Here is a 17,685-nt window from a genome sequence, read left to right on the forward strand (position 1 = left end):
CAAGGAAACTTCGTGAAATTCATTATTGATAACTGGTATCTGTTCCTCGTTGCACTGGCTTCGGGCAGCATGTTGCTGTGGCCGGTCCTCAAGAACGCCAGTGGCGGCTCGCTGACGCCAGCGCGCGCCGTGCAGCTCATCAACCGCGAAAAAGCGGTGGTCATCGACGTGTGCGAGACCGAAGAATTTGCCGCTGGCCACGTGAATGGCGCCAAGAACGTGCCCCTGGGCCAGCTCGAAGAGCGCCTGCCCACCTTGGTCAAGAACAAGGCCCTGCCCGTGGTGCTGGTCTGCGCCAGCGGCGCCCGCTCCAACCGCGCCGTCGCTATTGCCAAGAAGCTGGGCTACGAAAACGCCCAGTCCCTGGCCGGTGGCCTCAAGGCCTGGCGCGAAGCCAGCCTGCCTGTGGAAAAAGCCTGATCCGCCCCCAGTTATTCGGTCAGCGCTAGTCTTGCGACTGGTTTTTCAGCCCCACAGGAAGAAAGAGGAAGGTCCGCCATGCAACCCGTGAAGATGTACACCACTGCCGTCTGCCCCTACTGCATCCGGGCCAAGCAGATCCTCAAGTCCAAGGGTGTGGAGCAGATCGAGGAGATCCGCATCGACACCGACCCCGCCGCGCGCAACCAAATGATGGAAATCACCGGCCGCCGCACGGTGCCGCAGATTTACATCGGCGACACCCATGTGGGCGGCCACGATGACCTGGTGGCGCTGGACAGCCGTGGCGAGTTGATGCCTTTGCTGGGCGCCTGACCCCCTCTCCGGGCGCTGCATAATGCAGCCCCATGTGCCCGCTGCGGGAGCTTCTCCCCGGCGGGTTTTGTTTTGCTAGCAATTTCGTAAGAGCAAAGAGACTTCACCATGGCCGACCAAGAAAACCCCGTGTTCCAGATCCAGCGCGTCTACCTCAAGGACATGTCGCTGGAGCAGCCCAACTCCCCCGCCATCCTGCTCGAACAAGAGCAGCCCAGCGTGGACATCCAGCTGGGCGTGGAAGCCACTCCCGTGGCCGAAGGCATCTTTGAAGTGGCCGTGACCGCCACCGTGCAGACCAAGATCAAGGACAAGACCGTGTTCCTGGTCGAAGCCAAGCAAGCCGGCATCTTCGAAATCCGCAACGTGCCTGAAGACCAGATGGGCCCCATCATGGGCATCGCCTGCCCCCAGATCGTGTACCCCTACCTGCGTGGCAATGTGGCCGACCTGATCAACCGCGCTGGCTTCCCACCCGTGCACCTGGCCGAAATCAACTTCCAGGCCATGTACGAGCAGCAGCAAGCCCAGGCCGCCGGCCAGGCCTCGCCCATCATCACGCAGTAAGCATTTACAGGCATTTCTGCCTGTAGTGCTGGATGAATAAGCGCATACAGCTATGAAAATCATAGTATTGGGCGCTGGAGCCTGGGGGACGGCCGTGGCCATGAGTGCCGCCCAGCACCCCGCAGGCCATGCCGTCACCCTGTGGGCGCGCGATGCCGCCCAGGCGGACCAGATGCGCGCCGAGCGGCAGAACACGCGTTATCTGCCCCGCATCCCCCTCCCTCCTTCCCTCACCGTGGCCGATGGCGCCTTTGCCACGCTGTGGCCGGGTGCCGACCTCGTCATTGTGGCCACGCCCATGGCGGCGTTGCGCGGCATGCTGCAAGCCCTGCGTGGCTGCGCTGCACCCGTGGCCTGGCTGTGCAAGGGGTTTGAAGCGGCAGCCGCTGGCAGTTCAGATACTTTTGGGCTGCTGGCGCATGAGATACAAGCCCTGGTAGCTCCTGAACTGATAGCAGGCGTGTTCAGCGGCCCCAGCTTTGCACAAGAAGTGGCGCTGGGCCAGCCCACCGCACTGGTGGCTGCCAGCGCGCACGCCAAGGTGCGTGACGCACTGGTCAGCGCCTTTCATAGCCCCAGCGTGCGCGTGTATGCCAATGAGGACATCGTGGGCGTGGAGGTGGGTGGCGCGGTGAAGAACGTGCTGGCCATTGCCACCGGCCTGTGCGACGGGCTGGAACTAGGCCTCAATGCCCGTGCAGCGCTGATCACGCGCGGCCTGGCCGAGATGACGCGGCTGGGCCTGGCCCTGGGCGCACGGCCCGACACCTTCATGGGCCTGTCGGGCCTGGGCGACCTGGTGCTGACGGCCACGGGTGACCTGTCGCGCAACCGGCGCGTGGGCATGCTGCTGGCCGAGGGCAAAACCCTGCAGCAGGCCGTCGAGTCACTGGGCCACGTGGCAGAGGGCGTGTACAGCGCCCGCACCGTGGCGCAGCGGGCGGCTGCGCTGGGCGTGGACATGCCCATCACCCGCGCAGTGGTGGCGCTGCTGGATGGCCAGCTCACCCCATCCGATGCGGTGGTCACCCTCATGGGGCGCGGACCCGCGTCCGAGCTGATGTGAACTGATGATTCGCTCAAGAAAAAAGGCCCCTGCGGCATGCCGCAGGGGCCTTTTGTTTTGACGCTGCCAGCGGGATGCTGTCAGCGGACTGTGTTCAAAACACCCCGAACAACATCAGCAGCAAAACAACCGACAGCGGGACGCCAAGTAGCCAGGCAATCAGAGGCATGGAAATCTCCTTGATAGGGTGAGACGCTCAGGTGTTTTCACTGTATTTCTCACCCCGCAGCGCCGTTGTCCGGCATAACAGCGCCTGCCCGTAGGCCCCCACCTACCCTGCCGACTCCGGCTGGCAGCCACGCACCAAGCGCGTAGCCCCCCAACCGGGCTTACAGACCCAACTCCAGCGCCAGCAGCTCGTCCACCGTCTGGCGGCGGCGGATAAGGCGGGCCTGGCCGCCGTCCACCAGCACCTCGGCAATCAAAGGCCGCGTGTTGTAGTTGGAGGACATGCTGGCGCCATATGCACCCGTGTCGTGAATCACCAGCAGGTCGCCCACCTGCGCGGCGGGCAGGTCGCGCGGCAGCACCACGCCACCATCGCCCTGGGTGAACACGTCGCCAGACTCGCACAGCGGCCCCGCCACCACCGTGGGCTGCGCTGCCGCCGTGGAGCCGTCGCGGCGCAGCACGCTCATGGCGTGGTAGCTGCCGTACATCGACGGGCGCATGAGTTCGTTGAAGCCGGTATCGACCAGCACAAAGTGGTTGTTGCCCGCGTTCTTGCTGGCGCGCACCTGGCCCAGCAGCACGCCGGACTCGGCCACCAGATAGCGGCCGGGCTCAATCTCCAGGCCGAGCTTGTGACCCACGATGGCCTCGGCCTGCTGGCGTGCGGCGTCCCACAGGCCGTGGTAGTGCTGGGTGTCGACCACCGGGTCGCCGCTGCGGTAGGGGATGGACAGGCCACCACCCGCCGAGATGGCGTGCAGGTCATGCCCCGCTGCATGGGCCGTGCGCACCAGGTTGACCATCGCGCCACACACCTCCTGCAAGTGGCTGTAATCGACGCCCGAGCCGATGTGCATATGCAGGCCCACCAGCTTCAGGCCATGCTGCGCGATGGCTGCCAGCGCAGCGCCCAAATCGGTGTGCCAGATGCCGTGCTTGCTGTGCTCACCGCCGGTATTCGTCTTGTTGCTGTGGCCGTGGCCAAAACCTGGGTTGATGCGCAGCCACACGGCATGGCCGGGCGAGCGCGCACCCAGCTGGTGCAGCATGTCGATCGAGCCTGCGTTGACCGGCACGCCGTGCTCCACCACGCAGTCCAGCGTGGCGGCGTCGAACAGGTCGGCAGTGAAGACGATCTCGGAGGGCTCGCCACCCGCCACATAGCCCGCCGCCAGCGCGCGCAGGATCTCGCCGCGCGAGACAGCGTCCACCTTCACACCCTGCTCGCGCATGAGCTTCAGGATATGGATGTTGGAGCAGGCCTTCTGCGCAAAACGGATGGTCTCGAAATTGGACACCTGCGCAATGCGCTGGCGGATGGTGGCCGCGTCGTACACCCACAGCGGGGTGCCGAACTGGTCGGCCAGGGACCACAGCTGGGCGGGCGAGAAGGGATTGGACATGGGGACTCCGAAGGCACAAAGACTGAATGGAAGCGCGGATGATGCCCGCTCCAAGGTATTTGGTCGAATGCTTTGATATTCATCACCCATTCAATATGGATATGCTTCACGCATGACCGACCTCGCCTTGACCCACCGCATCACCCACCGGCACATCGAGGTGTTTCGCGCCGTGATGACGGCAGGCAGCGCCACCGGCGCGGCCGACCTGCTACACAGCTCGCAACCCACCGTGAGCCGCGAACTGGCCCGGCTCGAATCGCTGCTGGGCTATGCGCTGTTCGAACGCGTGCAGGGTCGGCTGCGGGCCAACGCGCGGGCGCTGGCGCTGTGGGACGAGGTGCAACGCTCCTGGCAGGGGCTGGAGCGCGTGGTGGACCGGGCGGTGGCGCTGGGCCGGTCGGGCGCGGTGCAACTGTCAGTGTTGTGCCTGCCTGCGCTGGCCCATGCGCTGCTGCCCGGCGCGGCGGCAAAACTGATGCAGTCACAGCCCGAGGCGCGCCTTTCGGTCACGCCGCAGGAGTCGCCGCTGCTCGAAGAATGGATGAGCGCCCAGCGGTTTGACCTGGGCCTGTGCGAGCAGACCACCGCCCCGCCAGGCACGCGGGCCGAGGTGCTGCTCACCCTGGACGAGGTGGCCGTGCTGCCAGCCCACCACGCCCTGGCCCGCCAACCGGTGCTGCAACTGGGCGACTTTGTCGGCGAATTTTTTGTGAGCCTGTCGGCCGACGACCCCTACCGCCGCCTCATCGACGCCCGGTTTGCAGAGGCGGGCGTGGCGCGCACCCTGCGCGTGGAAACTCACAGTGCTGCGGCGGTGTGCGCCATGGTCGAACAGGGCCTGGGCATTGCCATCGTCAACCCGGTCACGGCCCTGGCCGCCGCCAGCGAGCGACTGGTGCTGCGGCGCCTGGCGTTTTCTATCCCTTTCAGCGTGACGGCGCTGCTACCGCTGTACCGCCCACCCCTGCCCGAGGTGGTGCCCATGCTGGAGGCCTTGCGCGAACAGGCCCACACCATTGCGGCACAGTTGCCGCCCGGCAGGGACTGATGCCCCGATGGAATGCTACCATTTTGATAGCTGTTTGCGCTTATGGCATAAGCGCCATCGGCACAAAAGTGCCCAGACCTGGGCCCCGCACGCGTTCTGCGTTCTGGCGGGCGCGCTCAGCCGCCCGGCGCCGCCAGGCTACGCACCTTTACCGCCAGGTGCTCCTCGACCGAGGGCGACACGAACTTGGTCACCTCGCCACCCAGCACCGCAATCTCGCGCACAAAGGTGCTGCTGATGAACTGGTATTTGTCGCTGGGGGTAAGGAACACCGTCTCCACCTGGGGCATGAGGCTGCGGTTCATGCCAGCGAGCTGGAACTCGTAGTCAAAGTCGGTCACGGCGCGCAGGCCGCGCACCATGGCCTTGCCGCCGCGCGACACCACAAAGTCACGCAACAAGCCTGAAAAGGGCTCGACCTGCACCTGGGGATACATCTTGACGGCCTCGCGCACCATGTCGATGCGCTCTTCCAGCGAGAACAGGGTCTTCTTGTGGTGGCCCGCCGCCACGGCCACGATCACACGTTCGAACAACTGGGTGGCCCTGCGCACCACGTCTTCATGGCCCAGCGTGATGGGGTCGAAGGTTCCGGGGTACACGGCGAGCACGTTCTGGGCCATGGCTGGTTGTCTCCTGTCTGGCTGTATGGACGTTGGCCCGGGCCCGAGGAGCGGGTGAACCACCCGTTCTACAGGGCCTGCGGGCCGCGTGCGCGCATTATGCAGTGCAGTGCAACATGAACCGGTGTCGGCTCATTCTGTGGCGGCTGCCACAGGGCGCAGCAGGTGCGCATGCACGGCGCCAGCCTTCAGATGCCGGTACACGGCCAGGCCACTCGCAGCCAGTTCATCGTCCGTCCAGGCGCGGGGGGCTTCGAGGTAGATGAATCCTTGAGCAGCCACGGCCTTGGCAGCGGCCTGCAGGGCGGGTGCAAACAGGTCGCCGTCAAACGGCGGGTCCAGCAGCACCAGGTCCACACTGGCGGGTGTGGCCTGCTTCAGGGCGGCCACGCCGTCGCCGCGCTGCACGCGCACGGCACTGGCCTGCAGCTTGGCCTGCAGCACCTGCAGCTGGGCCACCAGCGCGGCGTCACTCTCCACCAGTTGCACCGACGCGGCACCGCGCGAAGCGGCTTCGAGCCCCAGCGCACCCGTGCCCGCAAAAGCGTCCAGGCAGCGCCAGCCACTCAAGTCCTGGCCCAGCCAGTTGAAGAGCGTTTCGCGGACGCGGTCGGGCGTGGGACGCAGGCCGGGGCGCTGGGCCACGGGCAGGCGGGTGCGCTTCCATTGCCCGCCGATGATGCGGATTTCGCCCACGCCCTTGGGGGCAGCAGCCGCGGCAGCTTTGTCCTTGGCGCTTTTCTTGGAGGCCTTGGGATCTACAGGGGCTGCGGCTGCTGCAGCCTGGGCCTTGCGGATTTCGGCGGTGATGGCGCTGCCGCGCAGGGTGGATCGGCTCATGGCTGTTTACCTCCTACCACCACGGTCACCATGCGCTCGGGCTGCAGCTTCTGGGCCATGGCCGTGCGCACGTCGGCCACGGTCAGGGCTTCGACCTTTTTGGCCCACTGGTCCAGGTAGTCCAGCGGCAGGTCGTTCCAGGCGATGTTGGCCACGTTGCCCAGCAGCTTTTTGTTGCTGTCGATGCGCAATGCAAAGCCGCCGATGAGGTTGTCCTTGGCGGCACGCAGCTCGGCCTCGGTAGGGCCTTCGGCCACAAAGCGGGCAATCACATCGCGGGACACCTTCACGGCCTGCGCGGCCTGGTCGGGGCGGGTCTGCAGGCCCACCGTGAACGCGCCCGCATGCAGGCCGGAGGCGAAGTAGCTGTACACGCTGTAGGAGAGGCCGCGCTTTTCACGCACCTCATGGGTCAGGCGCGAGACAAAACCGCCGCCGCCCAGAATGTGGTTGCCCACCAGCAGCGCCAGAAAGGCGGGGTCGCGGCGCTGGAAGCCCGGCTGGCCAATCAGCACATGGGCCTGGGCCGAGGCAAACGGAATGGTCTTGTCGGCAGGAGCCGTCAGCGCCGCCACTTCGCCCACGGGCGGCAGCGGTGCGCAGCCTGCAGTGGCAGGCAGGCGCGACAGCAGCGTGGCCACCAGCGTCTGCGCCTGGGCGCGAGAGACGGCACCCACGATGCTGACCTTGGCGCGGCAAGCGGCGACATGCTGCGTGTGAAAGGCCTGCATGTCGGCCACGCCAACGCGCGCCAGCGTCTCTTCGGTGGTGCGCACGCCGTAGGGGTGGTTGCCATACACCGCAGCGGCAAACGCATGGTTGGCCACGGTGGCGGGGCGTGTGTTGGCCTCTTTCAGGCTGGCGCTCCAGCGGGCGCGGTCGCGCTGCCAGACGTCTTCGGTCGTGACGGGTTCGGCGATCTGGCGCGCCGCCAGACGCGCTGCGCGGTCCAGCAGCGGTGGGTCGGTCAGCGAGCGCAGCACGTAGTGCAGCGTGTCGTTATCGGCATTGGCCTCAAAGCTAGCGCCTAGGTCGGCCCAGGCCTCGCCCAGGCCGTTTTCGTCCAGCGCGGGTTCGGCGCTGGCGTCGCGCCCTGCCTTCACGCCCTTGCTGGCCATGGCGGCAACAGCATTGGCCAGGCCGGACTGGCCCGCCGGGTCGCGGCGCGTACCCGCGTCAAAGTCGATCTGCACGTCCACCATGGGGATGACCGGGCTTTCGACCAGATAGACCTTGGCGCCGTTGGGCTCCGTCCAGTGCTGGATGGGCAGCAGCGCCCAGGCCGAATTAGAAGAAAAAAGGGCGATAGCGCCGGTGCACAATGCACGAGCAGCTATGTTTTTGATAGTAATCATGGGCAGTGTCCGCAGGGCGGGTTCAGCGGATGGCAGCGCCCGGGGGCAACTGGGGACGGGCGCGGGGAGCGTCCAGGGGCTGGGGCAGCAGCGTGGCCACGGTGAGCTGGTCGTCACCAAAATATTGAGCAGCCACCGCCTGCACCTGCGCCGGGGTCACGGTGCGCAGCAGGGCCAGCAGGCGCTCGTTGGCATCCAGCGGAAAGCCCTGCACCCAGTTGCCGCCCAGCTCCTGCGCCTGGCTCATCACCGAGTCGCGCTCGTACACGGTCGAGGCAATCCATTGCGTCTTCACGCGGTTCAGCTCGGCCTCGCTCACCCCATCCTTGGCCACGCGGGCCACCTCGGCGCGCAGCGCGTCTTCGACTTGCTGGGCGGTCTTGCCCGCAGCAGGCACGCCGCTGAGCATGAACAGGCTGGGGCCGCGCCCCGTGACCATGGCGGAGCTGCTGGCGCTGTCGGCCACGCGGTTGGGCCCCTGGGTCAGTGCGCGGTCCAGCCGTGCACCGTCATAGCCGTTGAACACGGCCGACAGCACCATCAGCGCGAGGGCGTCGCGGTCTGGGTCAGTGAGGTTGTCCACGCGGTCCAGGCTGGGCGCGCGGAAGGCCAGGGCCACATAGGCCTGCTCTGCCGGGGCCTTGACGGCGATGCGGCGCAGGCCCTTCTGCTCAGGCTCGGTGCGCGGCTTGCGCGCGGGCAGCGCATGCACGGGCAGGCTGCCGTAATACTTTTCGGCCAGCGCGCGCACCTGGGCCACATCCACATCGCCCGCCACCACCACCGCGGCGTTGGTGGGGGTGTACCACTGGCGGTGGAAGGCGCGCACGTCATCGGGCGTCATCGCGTCCAGGTCGCTCATCCAGCCCACGATGGGGCGGCGGTAGGGCGACGCGTTGAAGGTGGCGGCAAACAATTGTTCGGCCAGCACGGCCCGGGGCTGGTCTTCGGTGCGCAGGCGGCGCTCTTCCTTGACGACCTCGATCTCTTTCTTGAACTCCTCGTCGGGCCAGTGGTTGTTGGCAAACCGGTCCGATTCGAGCTTCATCACATCCTCCAGCCGGTTGGACGGAATCTGCTGGTAGTAGCCGGTGTAGTCGCGGCTGGTGAATGCATTCTCCCGCCCGCCCAGCGCCGCCACGCGGCGCGAAAACTCGCCCGGCGGCAAGGTTTTGGTGCCCTTGAACATCATGTGCTCCAGCGCATGGGCCACGCCCGAGGTGCCGTCCACCTCGTCCATCGAGCCCACACGCACCCAGACCATGTGCACCGCAGTCGGGGCGCGGCGGTCGGGCTGCACGATGAGTTGCATGCCGTTCTTGAGCGTGAACTGCTGCGCGCCAGAGGCCGTGGCGAACGGCGTGGTGGAGGGTTGAGACACCGGGGTGGTTGCCGCAAAGGCAGCCCCGGACGAGAGGCAGGCCAGCAGGCCCAGTAGGGTGAAAGCGCGTTTCATAGAATGGGGTGATTCTAAGAACCCGCCAATGTTCAGTTTTTTCAAGAAAAAGCCCGCTCCTTCGCCAGCCCCCACCGATGCGCCCGCCCCGGCCCAGCCGGTAGGCACTCAGGCGCCCGCCGTCGGTGCGCCTGTGGCACCGCCCCCTCCCGCCACGCCCCCCGTGGCTACCCCCACCGCGCCTGCGCCGGTCACCGCGGCTCCCGTGCCAGCACCTGCCCCTGCAGGCTTTGGCTGGCTGCGCAACCCGTTTGGCAGCAAAGCCCCTGAGCCCGCCACACCGCCCCCCGCTGCGCCCGCAACCGAGCCCGCTCCAGCGCACGTGGCAATGCCCCCTGCGGCGCCCGCCACGGAACCTGCCGCAGCGCCTGCAGCCGCCGCAGTTGCCCCAGTGCCCGCCACCGCTCCTGCGGCGGCGAGCCCTGCATTGCCGCCCGTAGCGCCTCCGGCGCCCATCGCCGCGCCCGCACCAGCTCCCGTTGCGCCCCCGACACCTATCACGCCTCCACCACCGCCTCCACCACCGCCTACACCAGTGGCTGCGGCTGTGACTGCGCCTCTCGCCCCGGCACCAGAGCGCAAAGGCTGGTTGGATCGCCTCAAAGCCGGCCTGCGCAAGACAGGCAGCAGCATTGCCACCGTCTTTACCGGCACTCAGATTGACGATGCGCTGTATGAGGAGCTGGAAGAGGCCCTGCTGATGGCCGACACCGGCGTGAAGGCCACCACGCACCTGCTGACGGACCTCAAGCGCCGCGTGAAAGACAGCAAGACCACCGACCCCGCAGCAGTCAAAGGCCTGCTGGCCGATGCGCTGGCCGACCTGCTGCGCCCGCTCGAAAAAGCCCTGGTCATTGGCGAGCACACGCCCACCGTGATCATGGTGGCGGGCGTGAACGGTGCGGGCAAGACCACGTCCATTGGCAAGCTCACCAAGCACCTTGCAGGCGAAGGTGCAGCCGTGTTGCTGGCGGCTGCCGACACCTTCCGCGCCGCTGCGCGCGAGCAGTTGGGCGTCTGGGCCGACCGCAACACGGTCGAGATCGTGAGCCAGGAAGGCGGCGACCCAGCCGCCGTGAGCTTTGATGCCGTGACTGCTGGCAAGGCGCGTGGCAAGGACGTGGTGCTGGTGGACACCGCTGGCCGCCTACCCACGCAGCTGCACCTGATGGAAGAGCTGAAAAAGATCCGCCGCGTGGTGACCAAGGCCGACGCCACAGCCCCGCACGAGGTGCTGCTGGTGATCGACGGCAACACCGGCCAGAACGCGCTGGCCCAGGTGCGCGCGTTTGACGACGCGCTTCAGCTCACCGGCCTGATCGTGACCAAACTCGACGGCACGGCCAAGGGCGGCGTGCTGGCCGCCATTGCGCAGGAGCGGCCGGTCCCGGTGTATTTCATCGGCGTGGGTGAAAAGCTCGAAGACCTGGAAACCTTCAACGCCCGAGAGTTTGCGCAGGCGTTGCTGAGCTGAGCCCCAGGCTCTGCCCCCCCTTGAGCAACGGCCCGTTCGAGGCCATTTACACGTTTACGGATCGCAACGTTTCCTCCATCATGGGCTTTCCCCTCGGAAAGCACGGAGGCCCATGTTCATTGAGCTGGTCAAAGGCGTTGCGCTGCTGCTGGCGCTGTGCTTTCTGCATGGTTTCAACATCCGCGTCTGGCGCCAGCACCCGTGGGTGGGCCAGGTCTTTTCGGGGTTGATCTTCGGCGGCATCTGTGTGGTGGGCATGCTCACCCCCGTGGTGCTGATGCCGGGCGTGATCTTTGATGCACGCTCGGTGGTGCTGAGCATGGCAGGCCTGTTTGGCGGCCCGCTGGTGGCTGGCATTGCAGCGCTGATGGCCGCCACCGGCCGCCTGTGGCTGGGTGGCGCGGGCGCCGAAGTAGGGCTGATGGTGATCGTGCTGTGCACTGCCATGGGGCTGGTGTACCGCGAGGGCCGCGCCCGGGGGCGGCTAGGGGTGGAGCCCATCACCCTCGCGCTGTTCGGGCTGTTGCTGCACACAGCGGTGGTTGCCCTGTTTCAGCTGCTGCCTGCCGAGGCCGTGCAGCGCATCAACCAGACGCTGGCCCTGCCCTATCTGCTGACCTTCACCCCCGCCACCGTGGTGCTGGGCTTGCTGCTGCACGACGTGGAGCAGCGCATGGCCACCGAGCGGGCACTGACCGGCACGGCAGCGCGCCTGCATGCCATCACGCAGGCCATCCCCGATGTGCTGCTGGTGCTGGACGCCCAAGGCCGGTATGTGGAGGTGCTGTCTCCCAACGATGCCGCGCTGGTCGCCAGCACCCGGGAGCTCGTGGGCAAGCGACTGCACGACGTGCTGCCCGCCGAGCAGGCCGACCGGTTCATGGCACTGATCCGGGAGACGCTGCGGTCCGGCCAGACCCACAGCGTGGAGTACGAGATGCAGACCCTGTCGGGGCTACGCCAGTTCGAAGGGCGCACCCAACCCCTGGGCGTGCAGGTGGGCGGCCAGGCGGCGGTGGTTTTCCTGGCCCGCGACATCACCAAGCGCAAGCAGGCCGAGAGCGCGCTGCGCGAGTCCGAGCTGCGCTTTCGCTCGCTGCTGCGCAACATTCCGTCCATCTCGGTGCAGGGTTACCTGCAAGACGGCTCCACCAGCTACTGGAACCAGGCGTCCGAGCAGCTGTACGGCTACACCGCCGAAGAAGCCCTGGGCAGCAACCTGCTGGACCTCATCATCCCCCCGCCCATGCGCAACGACGTTAGGGCCCACATGCAGCACATGTTCGCCACTGGCGAGGCCATCCCGGCGGGCGAGCTGCAGTTGCAGCGCAAGGACGGCACGCCGGTGCATGTCTTCTCCAGCCACGCCTACATCCAGGTACCCGGCCACCCGCCGGAGATGTTCTGCATCGACATCGACATCTCGGGCCGCAAGGCCGCCGAGGACGAGGCCCGCTACCTGGCGTTCTACGACGCACTCACCCAGTTGCCCAATCGCCGCCTGCTGGTGGACCGGCTGCAGCAGGTGCTGGTCAACGGCGCGCGATCCGGCCTGACCACGGCCGTGCTGTTTGTGGACCTGGACAACTTCAAGACCTTGAACGACACCCGAGGCCACGAGGTGGGCGACCTGCTGCTCAAGGACGTGGCCCAGCGCCTGCGCGGTTGCGTGCGCGAGCAGGACACCGTGGCCCGACTGGGCGGTGACGAGTTTGTGGTGGTGCTGCAGAACCTGAGCAGCGACGCCCCCGAGGCCGCCGCACAGGCGCGCACGCTGGGCGAGCTAATCCTGGCGCAGCTGCGCCTGCCCTACGAACTGGCGGGGCACGAGCACCACTTCTCAGCCAGCATTGGCGTGACGCTGCTTAACCACCAGCGCGACTCGGTGGACGAGGTGCTCAAGCAGGCCGACATGGCCATGTACCGCGCCAAAGACGCAGGGCGCAACACGCTGCGTTTTTTTGATCCCGACATGCAGCAGGCCGTGAACCGCCGCGCGCTGCTGGAGACCGAACTGCACAACGGCCTGCGCCGCGCGCAGTTCCTGCTGCTGTACCAGCCGCAGGTGGACAGCCAGGGCCGGGTGACCGGCGCGGAGGCCTTGGTGCGCTGGCAGCACCCCGTGCAGGGCATGGTGCCGCCGTCGGAGTTCATCCCGCTGGCCGAAGAATCGGGCCTGATCCTGCCGCTGGGCCAATGGGTCATGGAAACCGCCCTGCGCCAGCAGGCCCGCTGGCAGCAAGACCCGCTGTTTGCGCACCTGAGCCTGGCCATCAACGTGAGCGCGCGCCAGTTCTTGCAGGACGACTTTGTGGCCCGGGTGCTGGCGCTGGTGCAGCAGACCGGCACCAACCCCGCACAGATCAAGCTGGAACTGACCGAAAGCCTGCTGCTGGACAACGTGGACAGCGTGATTGCCACCATGCGCGCCCTCAAGGCCCATGGCCTGGGGTTTTCGCTGGATGACTTTGGCACGGGCTACTCGTCGCTCAGTTACCTCAAGCGCCTGCCGCTGGACCAGATCAAGATCGACCAGGGCTTTGTGCGCGATGTGCTGCTGGACGCGAGCGACGCCGCCATCGCCCGCTCCATCATCGCGCTGGCTGGTAGCCTGGGCCTGGCCGTGATCGCCGAGGGGGTGGAGACCACCGCCCACCACCAGTTTCTGCTGACCCATGGCTGCCAGGCCTTCCAGGGCTACCTGTTTGGCCGCCCGCTGACGCTGGAAGATTTTGAAAGCCGGGTCCGGCAGGGCATGTAGCGCGGGTGGGTGCCGTCACTGCTCAGTCCATCAGGCAACAAGGGGAAAAGGGGAAAAGGGGAAAAGGCAGGATTCAAGTTCTGGGCCCGGGGCGTCGATATCTCTCTGTGGAAACCGTGGAGGTGTCCCATGAAGATTGAATCGTCCGCCCTGCAAATGCAGGCCCAGCACGTGGCCAGCCGCGTGCACACCCAAAGCAGCCGCTTCGAAGCCTGGGTGGGCGACCGCCGCCCCGCCAGCCCTCCCGGCCTCGCCCGAGCGGCCCCGGCCGTACAGATCTCCAACGCCGCGCGCCTGGCCCGCGCCGCCCAGGAGGCCAGCGACCCCACCCACGCCACAGATGCCGTGTCTGACAGCAGCCCCGACGACGGCCTGACGCCCCAGCTGGCCATGATCCGCGACCTCATCACCCGCATGACAGGCGTGCAGGTGCGGGTGTACACCGGCCAGACTGCACCCGCACCGTCAACATCCGCCACACCCGCAAGCCGCCCGGCCACAACACCCCCGGCCGATGCAGGCCGTCCCCGTGCCGGGTGGGGTCTGCTGGTGGAGCAACGCGAGGTGGTCGTAGAAACCGAAAGCACCCAGTTCGCCGCCCAAGGCGTCGTGCGCACCGCCGATGGGCGGGAAATCCGCTTCAGCCTGCAGTTGGACATGCAGCGCAGCTACCGCCAGGAGTCTTCGTTCAGCCTGCGCCTGGGGGATGCTGCGGCGGTAGACCCACTAGTCATCAACTTCGATGGATCGGCCGCGCAATTGCAGGACCTGCGCTTTGCGTTCGACCTGGACAGCGACGGCCAGACCGAAAACGTGCCCCTGCTCGCAGGCAACCGGGGCTACTTGGCCCTGGACCTGAACCACAACGGCCGCATCGACAACGGCCGGGAGCTGTTTGGCCCTGGCACCGGCAACGGCTTTGCCGAACTGGCCGCGCACGACAGTGACGGCAACGGCTGGATTGATGAGGCGGACCCGGTCTTTCAGCAACTGCAGGTGTGGACTCCATCGGTGGATGGAGCCGAGGGGGCAGGCAGCCTGCGCCCCCTGGCCGACGTGGGCGTGGGCGCACTGTCCACCAACGCCGTCGCCACCCCGTTTGCCCTGCGCACCGCCGACAACACCAGCCTGGGCACTGTGCGCTCCACCAGCGCCTACCTGCGAGAAAACGGCAGCGTGGGCACGGTGCAGCAGGTGGATCTGAGCGTCTGACGCGATGTATCGGCAAGCAATTACTATATTTTTTATAGCTACAAAGGTATGCTAGATAGGCACAAGATAGCAATTTTGCTCAAATCATGTCAAACGGTGCCGATGGGCAACCCGACGGGAACTCCGGGCTTAGCACTCAATCAGAGAGAGTGCTAATATCATGGCTTAGAGGAAAGGATTCCCGGAATGAACATTCAATCTGGAACCGCGACGATGTCTCTGGCACCCGCCAACCCTTGGGCGCTGGTGCCCCCGCTGGGCAACCTGGACGCCTACATTTCGGCCGTCAACCGCCTGCCCCTGCTCACGCACGAAGAAGAGCAGACCTACGCGCGCCAGCTCAAGGAAAACAACGACCTGGACGCCGCCGGTCGGCTGGTGATGTCGCACCTGCGCCTCGTGGTTTCGATTGCACGCCAGTATCTGGGCTACGGCCTGCCCCATGGCGACCTGATCCAGGAAGGCAATGTGGGCCTGATGAAGGCCGTCAAGCGCTTTGACCCCGATCAGGGCGTGCGCTTGGTGAGCTACGCCATGCACTGGATCAAGGCCGAGATCCATGAATACATCCTGAAGAACTGGCGCATGGTCAAGGTGGCGACCACCAAGGCGCAGCGCAAGCTGTTCTTCAACCTGCGCTCCATGAAGCAGGGCTTCAAGGCCGACGCCTCGGCTGCGGACGCGGCCACGCACCGCGACACCTTGTCTGACCACGAGATCGACGCCGTGGCCACGCAACTCAATGTGAAGCGCGAAGAAGTCATCGAAATGGAAACCCGCATGGCGGGTGGCGATGTGCTGCTGGACCCGGCTCCGTCTGACGATGGCGAGCAGGCGTTTGGCCCCATTGCCTACCTGGCAGATGCTTCGCACGAACCCACGGCCATGATCGAGTCGCGCCAGCGCGACGCTCTGGCCACCGACGGTATTGCCAACGCCCTAGCCAGCCTGGACGACCGCAGCCGCCGCATCGTGGAAGAACGCTGGCTCAAGGTCAACGACGACGGTACCGGCGGCATGACGCTGCACGACCTGGCCGCTGTCTATGGCGTGAGCGCCGAGCGCATTCGCCAAATCGAAGTGGCTGCCATGAAGAAGATGAAAAAGGCGCTGGCTGAATACGCCTGAATGGGACAGACCGTGGGGTTAACATCCCCGGCTGCAGAAGTTGCCTCACGGGGCCCCAGTTCTGGGGCCCCGTGTCGTTTTGGCCCCCAAATATTCTTCAAGGAGATTGCACCCTATGCCATCACGTCCCGCCCTCTCTGGTCGTGTTTCCCGCCGTGCTTCGCTGCTGATTGCGCTGGCAGCCGCGTCCCCCTGGGCCCTGGCGCAGAACACCGGCAAGACCGCCGCAGCGCCCGCACCGCTGGCCTGGCCCACCAAGCCCCTGAAGATCATCGTGGGCTTTCCGGCAGGCTCATCGCCCGACCTGACTGCGCGCACGTTCTCGGAGCCCCTGTCCAAGGCCCTGGGCCAGCCCGTCATCGTGGACAACAAGGTGGGCGCGGGCGGAAACATTGGTGCCGATGCAGTGGCCAAGGCCCGTGACGACCACACCATCGGACTGATGATCAACGGCAACATGACGATTGCCAAGCTGCTGAACCCGGCCGTGCCGTATGACCCCATCAAAGACCTGGCACCGCTCAGCCTGATTGGCACCTCGCCGCTGATCCTGACGGCGCCCGTCAACCAGCCTGGCGTGCCTGCCAACGTCAGCGCCCGCGACTTCTTTGTGGCGGCGCGCAATGGCGGCGACAAGTGGAGCTATGGCACGCCGGGCGTAGGCACGGTGGGCCACATCGGCACCGAGCTGCTCAAGGCGCGCAGCAACATCAACCCCGTGCATGTGCCCTACCCCGGCTATCCACAAGTGGCCAATGCGATGCTGGGTGGCCAGTTGCAGATGGCGCTGCTGCCCCCCGCTCTGGCCCAAGCCCAGATGCGTGCGGGCAAGCTGCGTGCGATCGGTGTGACGTCCTCCGGGCGCAGCCCGTTGGCGCCCGAAGTCCCCAGCCTGGCTGAGGCAGGCATCAGCAACTTCAACCTGGAGATCTGGAACGCGTTTGCCGCACCCTCCACCATGCCCAAGCCCATCCAGGCCAAGCTGGCCGCACTGATCAGCGAGATTGCGCGCAGCGAAGAGGTGCGCGGCAAGTTGTTCCAGCAAGGGTGGCAAACGGTAGGTTCGTCGCCCGAAGGCCTAGCCAACCGCATCAAGGCCGACACCAACCTGCTGGGCGGCGTGATTGCGATGCGCGGCATCAAGGTCGAATAAACCCAGAGGCCGCTGGGCCTATCGCAGCGCCCAGGTCGCCAGTGGCCTGGGCTCTAGCCCCCGGCCTCAGCCAACAACACCTTCACATCGGCCGCCAGGGCCTGCGCACCGCTGCCATAGCGGTTGTAGACCCGCAGGCGCCCTGCGGGGTCGTACACGTAGCTGCCTGCCGAGTGGTCCATGGTGTAGCTGGTGGGCGTTTTGCCATCGACCTTCTTGTAGTAGATCTTGAAGTCCTTGGCGACTGCGGCCAGCTGCTCGGGGGTGCCATGCAGCGCCAAAAAGCTCGGGTCGAAGTTGGCCATGTAGGCCTTGAGCACCTCGGGCGTGTCGCGCTCTGGGTCCACCGTCACAAAAATGCCCTGCAGGCGGCCGCCGTCCTTGCCCAGCATCTGCTTGACCTCGGCCAGCTCCTGCATCGACGTGGGGCATACGTCTGGGCATTGGGTGTAGCCGAAGAACACCACCACCACCTTGCCGGCGAAGTCCTTAATGTGGCGTGGCTGGCCGTTGTGGTCGGTCAGGGGAATATCGCGGGCGTATTCGGCGCCTGTGACATCCACCCCCCGGAACTCGGCCTTTTTCTCGGAACATGCGCCCAAGAGGCCTGTAGCGCATACGGATATTGCGCCAGCAGCTATCAATTTAAGAGCGTTTCGTTTCTGCATG

At 66.2% G+C, this 17,685-nt stretch carries 16 protein-coding genes; 10 read left to right on the forward strand and 6 right to left on the reverse strand.

What is annotated here, in order from left to right; genetic code table 11:
* Positions 1-12: 12 nt before the first annotated feature.
* The 4 genes from OIN59_RS18245 (at position 13) to OIN59_RS18260 (ending at position 2,389) form a co-directional block, all read left to right on the forward strand.
* The gene (locus tag OIN59_RS18245) at positions 13-420 is read left to right on the forward strand and encodes a rhodanese-like domain-containing protein (RefSeq protein ID WP_274112483.1); all 408 of its coding nucleotides are present in this window, start codon (positions 13-15) and stop codon (positions 418-420) included.
* Between the two features lie 78 nt (positions 421-498).
* Positions 499-756 (forward strand): glutaredoxin 3, encoded by a 258-nt coding sequence (gene grxC, locus OIN59_RS18250; protein WP_274112484.1) that lies wholly within the window; start codon positions 499-501, stop codon positions 754-756.
* A 108-nt stretch (positions 757-864) separates the two neighbouring features.
* Positions 865-1,323: a protein-export chaperone SecB gene (gene secB / locus OIN59_RS18255; RefSeq protein ID WP_060985051.1), complete on the forward strand. Its 459-nt coding sequence runs from the start codon at positions 865-867 to the stop codon at positions 1,321-1,323.
* Positions 1,324-1,375: 52 nt separating this feature from the next.
* Positions 1,376-2,389 carry an NAD(P)H-dependent glycerol-3-phosphate dehydrogenase gene (locus tag OIN59_RS18260; protein ID WP_274112485.1) on the forward strand — a complete coding sequence of 338 codons (1,014 nt, stop codon included), beginning with the start codon at positions 1,376-1,378 and terminating at the stop codon, positions 2,387-2,389.
* Positions 2,390-2,718: 329 nt separating this feature from the next.
* On the opposite strand, the gene lysA is transcribed toward OIN59_RS18260, so the two are convergent.
* Positions 2,719-3,963: a diaminopimelate decarboxylase gene (gene lysA / locus OIN59_RS18265; protein ID WP_274112486.1), complete on the reverse strand. Its 1,245-nt coding sequence runs from the start codon at positions 3,961-3,963 to the stop codon at positions 2,719-2,721.
* Between the two features lie 112 nt (positions 3,964-4,075).
* On the opposite strand from lysA, the gene OIN59_RS18270 reads away from it, so the two are divergent.
* Positions 4,076-5,014 carry a LysR family transcriptional regulator gene (locus tag OIN59_RS18270; protein ID WP_274112487.1) on the forward strand — a complete coding sequence of 313 codons (939 nt, stop codon included), beginning with the start codon at positions 4,076-4,078 and terminating at the stop codon, positions 5,012-5,014.
* 116 nt (positions 5,015-5,130) lie between these two features.
* On the opposite strand, the gene coaD is transcribed toward OIN59_RS18270, so the two are convergent.
* From coaD to OIN59_RS18290, 4 genes are all read right to left on the reverse strand, one after another.
* Positions 5,131-5,637: a pantetheine-phosphate adenylyltransferase gene (gene coaD / locus OIN59_RS18275; RefSeq protein ID WP_274112488.1), complete on the reverse strand. Its 507-nt coding sequence runs from the start codon at positions 5,635-5,637 to the stop codon at positions 5,131-5,133.
* A 132-nt stretch (positions 5,638-5,769) separates the two neighbouring features.
* On the reverse strand, positions 5,770-6,477 hold the full coding sequence (gene rsmD / locus OIN59_RS18280; RefSeq protein WP_274112489.1) for a 16S rRNA (guanine(966)-N(2))-methyltransferase RsmD: 708 nt from the start codon (positions 6,475-6,477) through the stop codon (positions 5,770-5,772).
* Positions 6,474-7,832: a M16 family metallopeptidase gene (locus OIN59_RS18285; protein ID WP_274112490.1), complete on the reverse strand. Its 1,359-nt coding sequence runs from the start codon at positions 7,830-7,832 to the stop codon at positions 6,474-6,476. The genes rsmD and OIN59_RS18285 overlap by 4 nt, the downstream gene beginning before the upstream one ends.
* Positions 7,833-7,854: 22 nt before the next feature.
* Positions 7,855-9,288 (reverse strand): M16 family metallopeptidase, encoded by a 1,434-nt coding sequence (locus OIN59_RS18290; RefSeq protein ID WP_274112491.1) that lies wholly within the window; start codon positions 9,286-9,288, stop codon positions 7,855-7,857.
* 28 nt (positions 9,289-9,316) lie between these two features.
* Here OIN59_RS18290 and ftsY point away from each other — a divergent pair, with 28 nt between their 5' ends.
* The 5 genes from ftsY (at position 9,317) to OIN59_RS18315 (ending at position 17,016) form a co-directional block, all read left to right on the forward strand.
* Positions 9,317-10,762: a signal recognition particle-docking protein FtsY gene (gene ftsY, locus OIN59_RS18295; protein ID WP_274112492.1), complete on the forward strand. Its 1,446-nt coding sequence runs from the start codon at positions 9,317-9,319 to the stop codon at positions 10,760-10,762.
* A 112-nt stretch (positions 10,763-10,874) separates the two neighbouring features.
* Complete coding sequence (locus OIN59_RS18300; RefSeq protein ID WP_274112493.1) at positions 10,875-13,523, forward strand: EAL domain-containing protein; 2,649 nt, start codon at positions 10,875-10,877, stop codon at positions 13,521-13,523.
* A 129-nt stretch (positions 13,524-13,652) separates the two neighbouring features.
* A complete protein-coding gene (locus OIN59_RS18305; protein WP_274112494.1) occupies positions 13,653-14,735 on the forward strand; it encodes a hypothetical protein in 1,083 nt (360 codons plus the stop codon).
* Positions 14,736-14,921: 186 nt separating this feature from the next.
* On the forward strand, positions 14,922-15,863 hold the full coding sequence (gene rpoH, locus OIN59_RS18310; RefSeq protein WP_274112495.1) for an RNA polymerase sigma factor RpoH: 942 nt from the start codon (positions 14,922-14,924) through the stop codon (positions 15,861-15,863).
* Positions 15,864-15,978: 115 nt separating this feature from the next.
* Complete coding sequence (locus tag OIN59_RS18315; RefSeq protein ID WP_274112496.1) at positions 15,979-17,016, forward strand: Bug family tripartite tricarboxylate transporter substrate binding protein; 1,038 nt, start codon at positions 15,979-15,981, stop codon at positions 17,014-17,016.
* 53 nt (positions 17,017-17,069) lie between these two features.
* Here OIN59_RS18315 and OIN59_RS18320 read toward each other — a convergent pair whose 3' ends face one another.
* Positions 17,070-17,684 (reverse strand): SCO family protein, encoded by a 615-nt coding sequence (locus tag OIN59_RS18320; RefSeq protein WP_274112497.1) that lies wholly within the window; start codon positions 17,682-17,684, stop codon positions 17,070-17,072.
* Position 17,685: the final 1 nt, after the last annotated feature.

The sequence above is a fragment of the Acidovorax benzenivorans genome, from assembly GCF_028680575.1.
GTDB classification, from domain to species: Bacteria; Pseudomonadota; Gammaproteobacteria; order Burkholderiales; family Burkholderiaceae_C; genus Acidovorax; species Acidovorax benzenivorans.

Excerpts from the sequence above, each read along its gene's own strand:
- grxC (WP_274112484.1), top strand. The coding sequence starts at position 499 with ATGCAACCCGTGAAGATGTACACCACTGCCGTCTGCCCCTACTGCATC.
- secB (WP_060985051.1), top strand. The coding sequence starts at position 865 with ATGGCCGACCAAGAAAACCCCGTGTTCCAGATCCAGCGCGTCTACCTC.
- OIN59_RS18260 (WP_274112485.1), top strand. The coding sequence starts at position 1,376 with ATGAAAATCATAGTATTGGGCGCTGGAGCCTGGGGGACGGCCGTGGCC.
- lysA (WP_274112486.1), bottom strand. The coding sequence starts at position 3,963 with ATGTCCAATCCCTTCTCGCCCGCCCAGCTGTGGTCCCTGGCCGACCAG.
- OIN59_RS18270 (WP_274112487.1), top strand. The coding sequence starts at position 4,076 with ATGACCGACCTCGCCTTGACCCACCGCATCACCCACCGGCACATCGAG.
- coaD (WP_274112488.1), bottom strand. The coding sequence starts at position 5,637 with ATGGCCCAGAACGTGCTCGCCGTGTACCCCGGAACCTTCGACCCCATC.
- rsmD (WP_274112489.1), bottom strand. The coding sequence starts at position 6,477 with ATGAGCCGATCCACCCTGCGCGGCAGCGCCATCACCGCCGAAATCCGC.
- OIN59_RS18285 (WP_274112490.1), bottom strand. The coding sequence starts at position 7,832 with ATGATTACTATCAAAAACATAGCTGCTCGTGCATTGTGCACCGGCGCT.
- OIN59_RS18290 (WP_274112491.1), bottom strand. The coding sequence starts at position 9,288 with ATGAAACGCGCTTTCACCCTACTGGGCCTGCTGGCCTGCCTCTCGTCC.
- ftsY (WP_274112492.1), top strand. The coding sequence starts at position 9,317 with ATGTTCAGTTTTTTCAAGAAAAAGCCCGCTCCTTCGCCAGCCCCCACC.
- OIN59_RS18300 (WP_274112493.1), top strand. The coding sequence starts at position 10,875 with ATGTTCATTGAGCTGGTCAAAGGCGTTGCGCTGCTGCTGGCGCTGTGC.
- OIN59_RS18305 (WP_274112494.1), top strand. The coding sequence starts at position 13,653 with ATGAAGATTGAATCGTCCGCCCTGCAAATGCAGGCCCAGCACGTGGCC.
- rpoH (WP_274112495.1), top strand. The coding sequence starts at position 14,922 with ATGAACATTCAATCTGGAACCGCGACGATGTCTCTGGCACCCGCCAAC.
- OIN59_RS18315 (WP_274112496.1), top strand. The coding sequence starts at position 15,979 with ATGCCATCACGTCCCGCCCTCTCTGGTCGTGTTTCCCGCCGTGCTTCG.
- OIN59_RS18320 (WP_274112497.1), bottom strand. The coding sequence starts at position 17,684 with ATGCAGAAACGAAACGCTCTTAAATTGATAGCTGCTGGCGCAATATCC.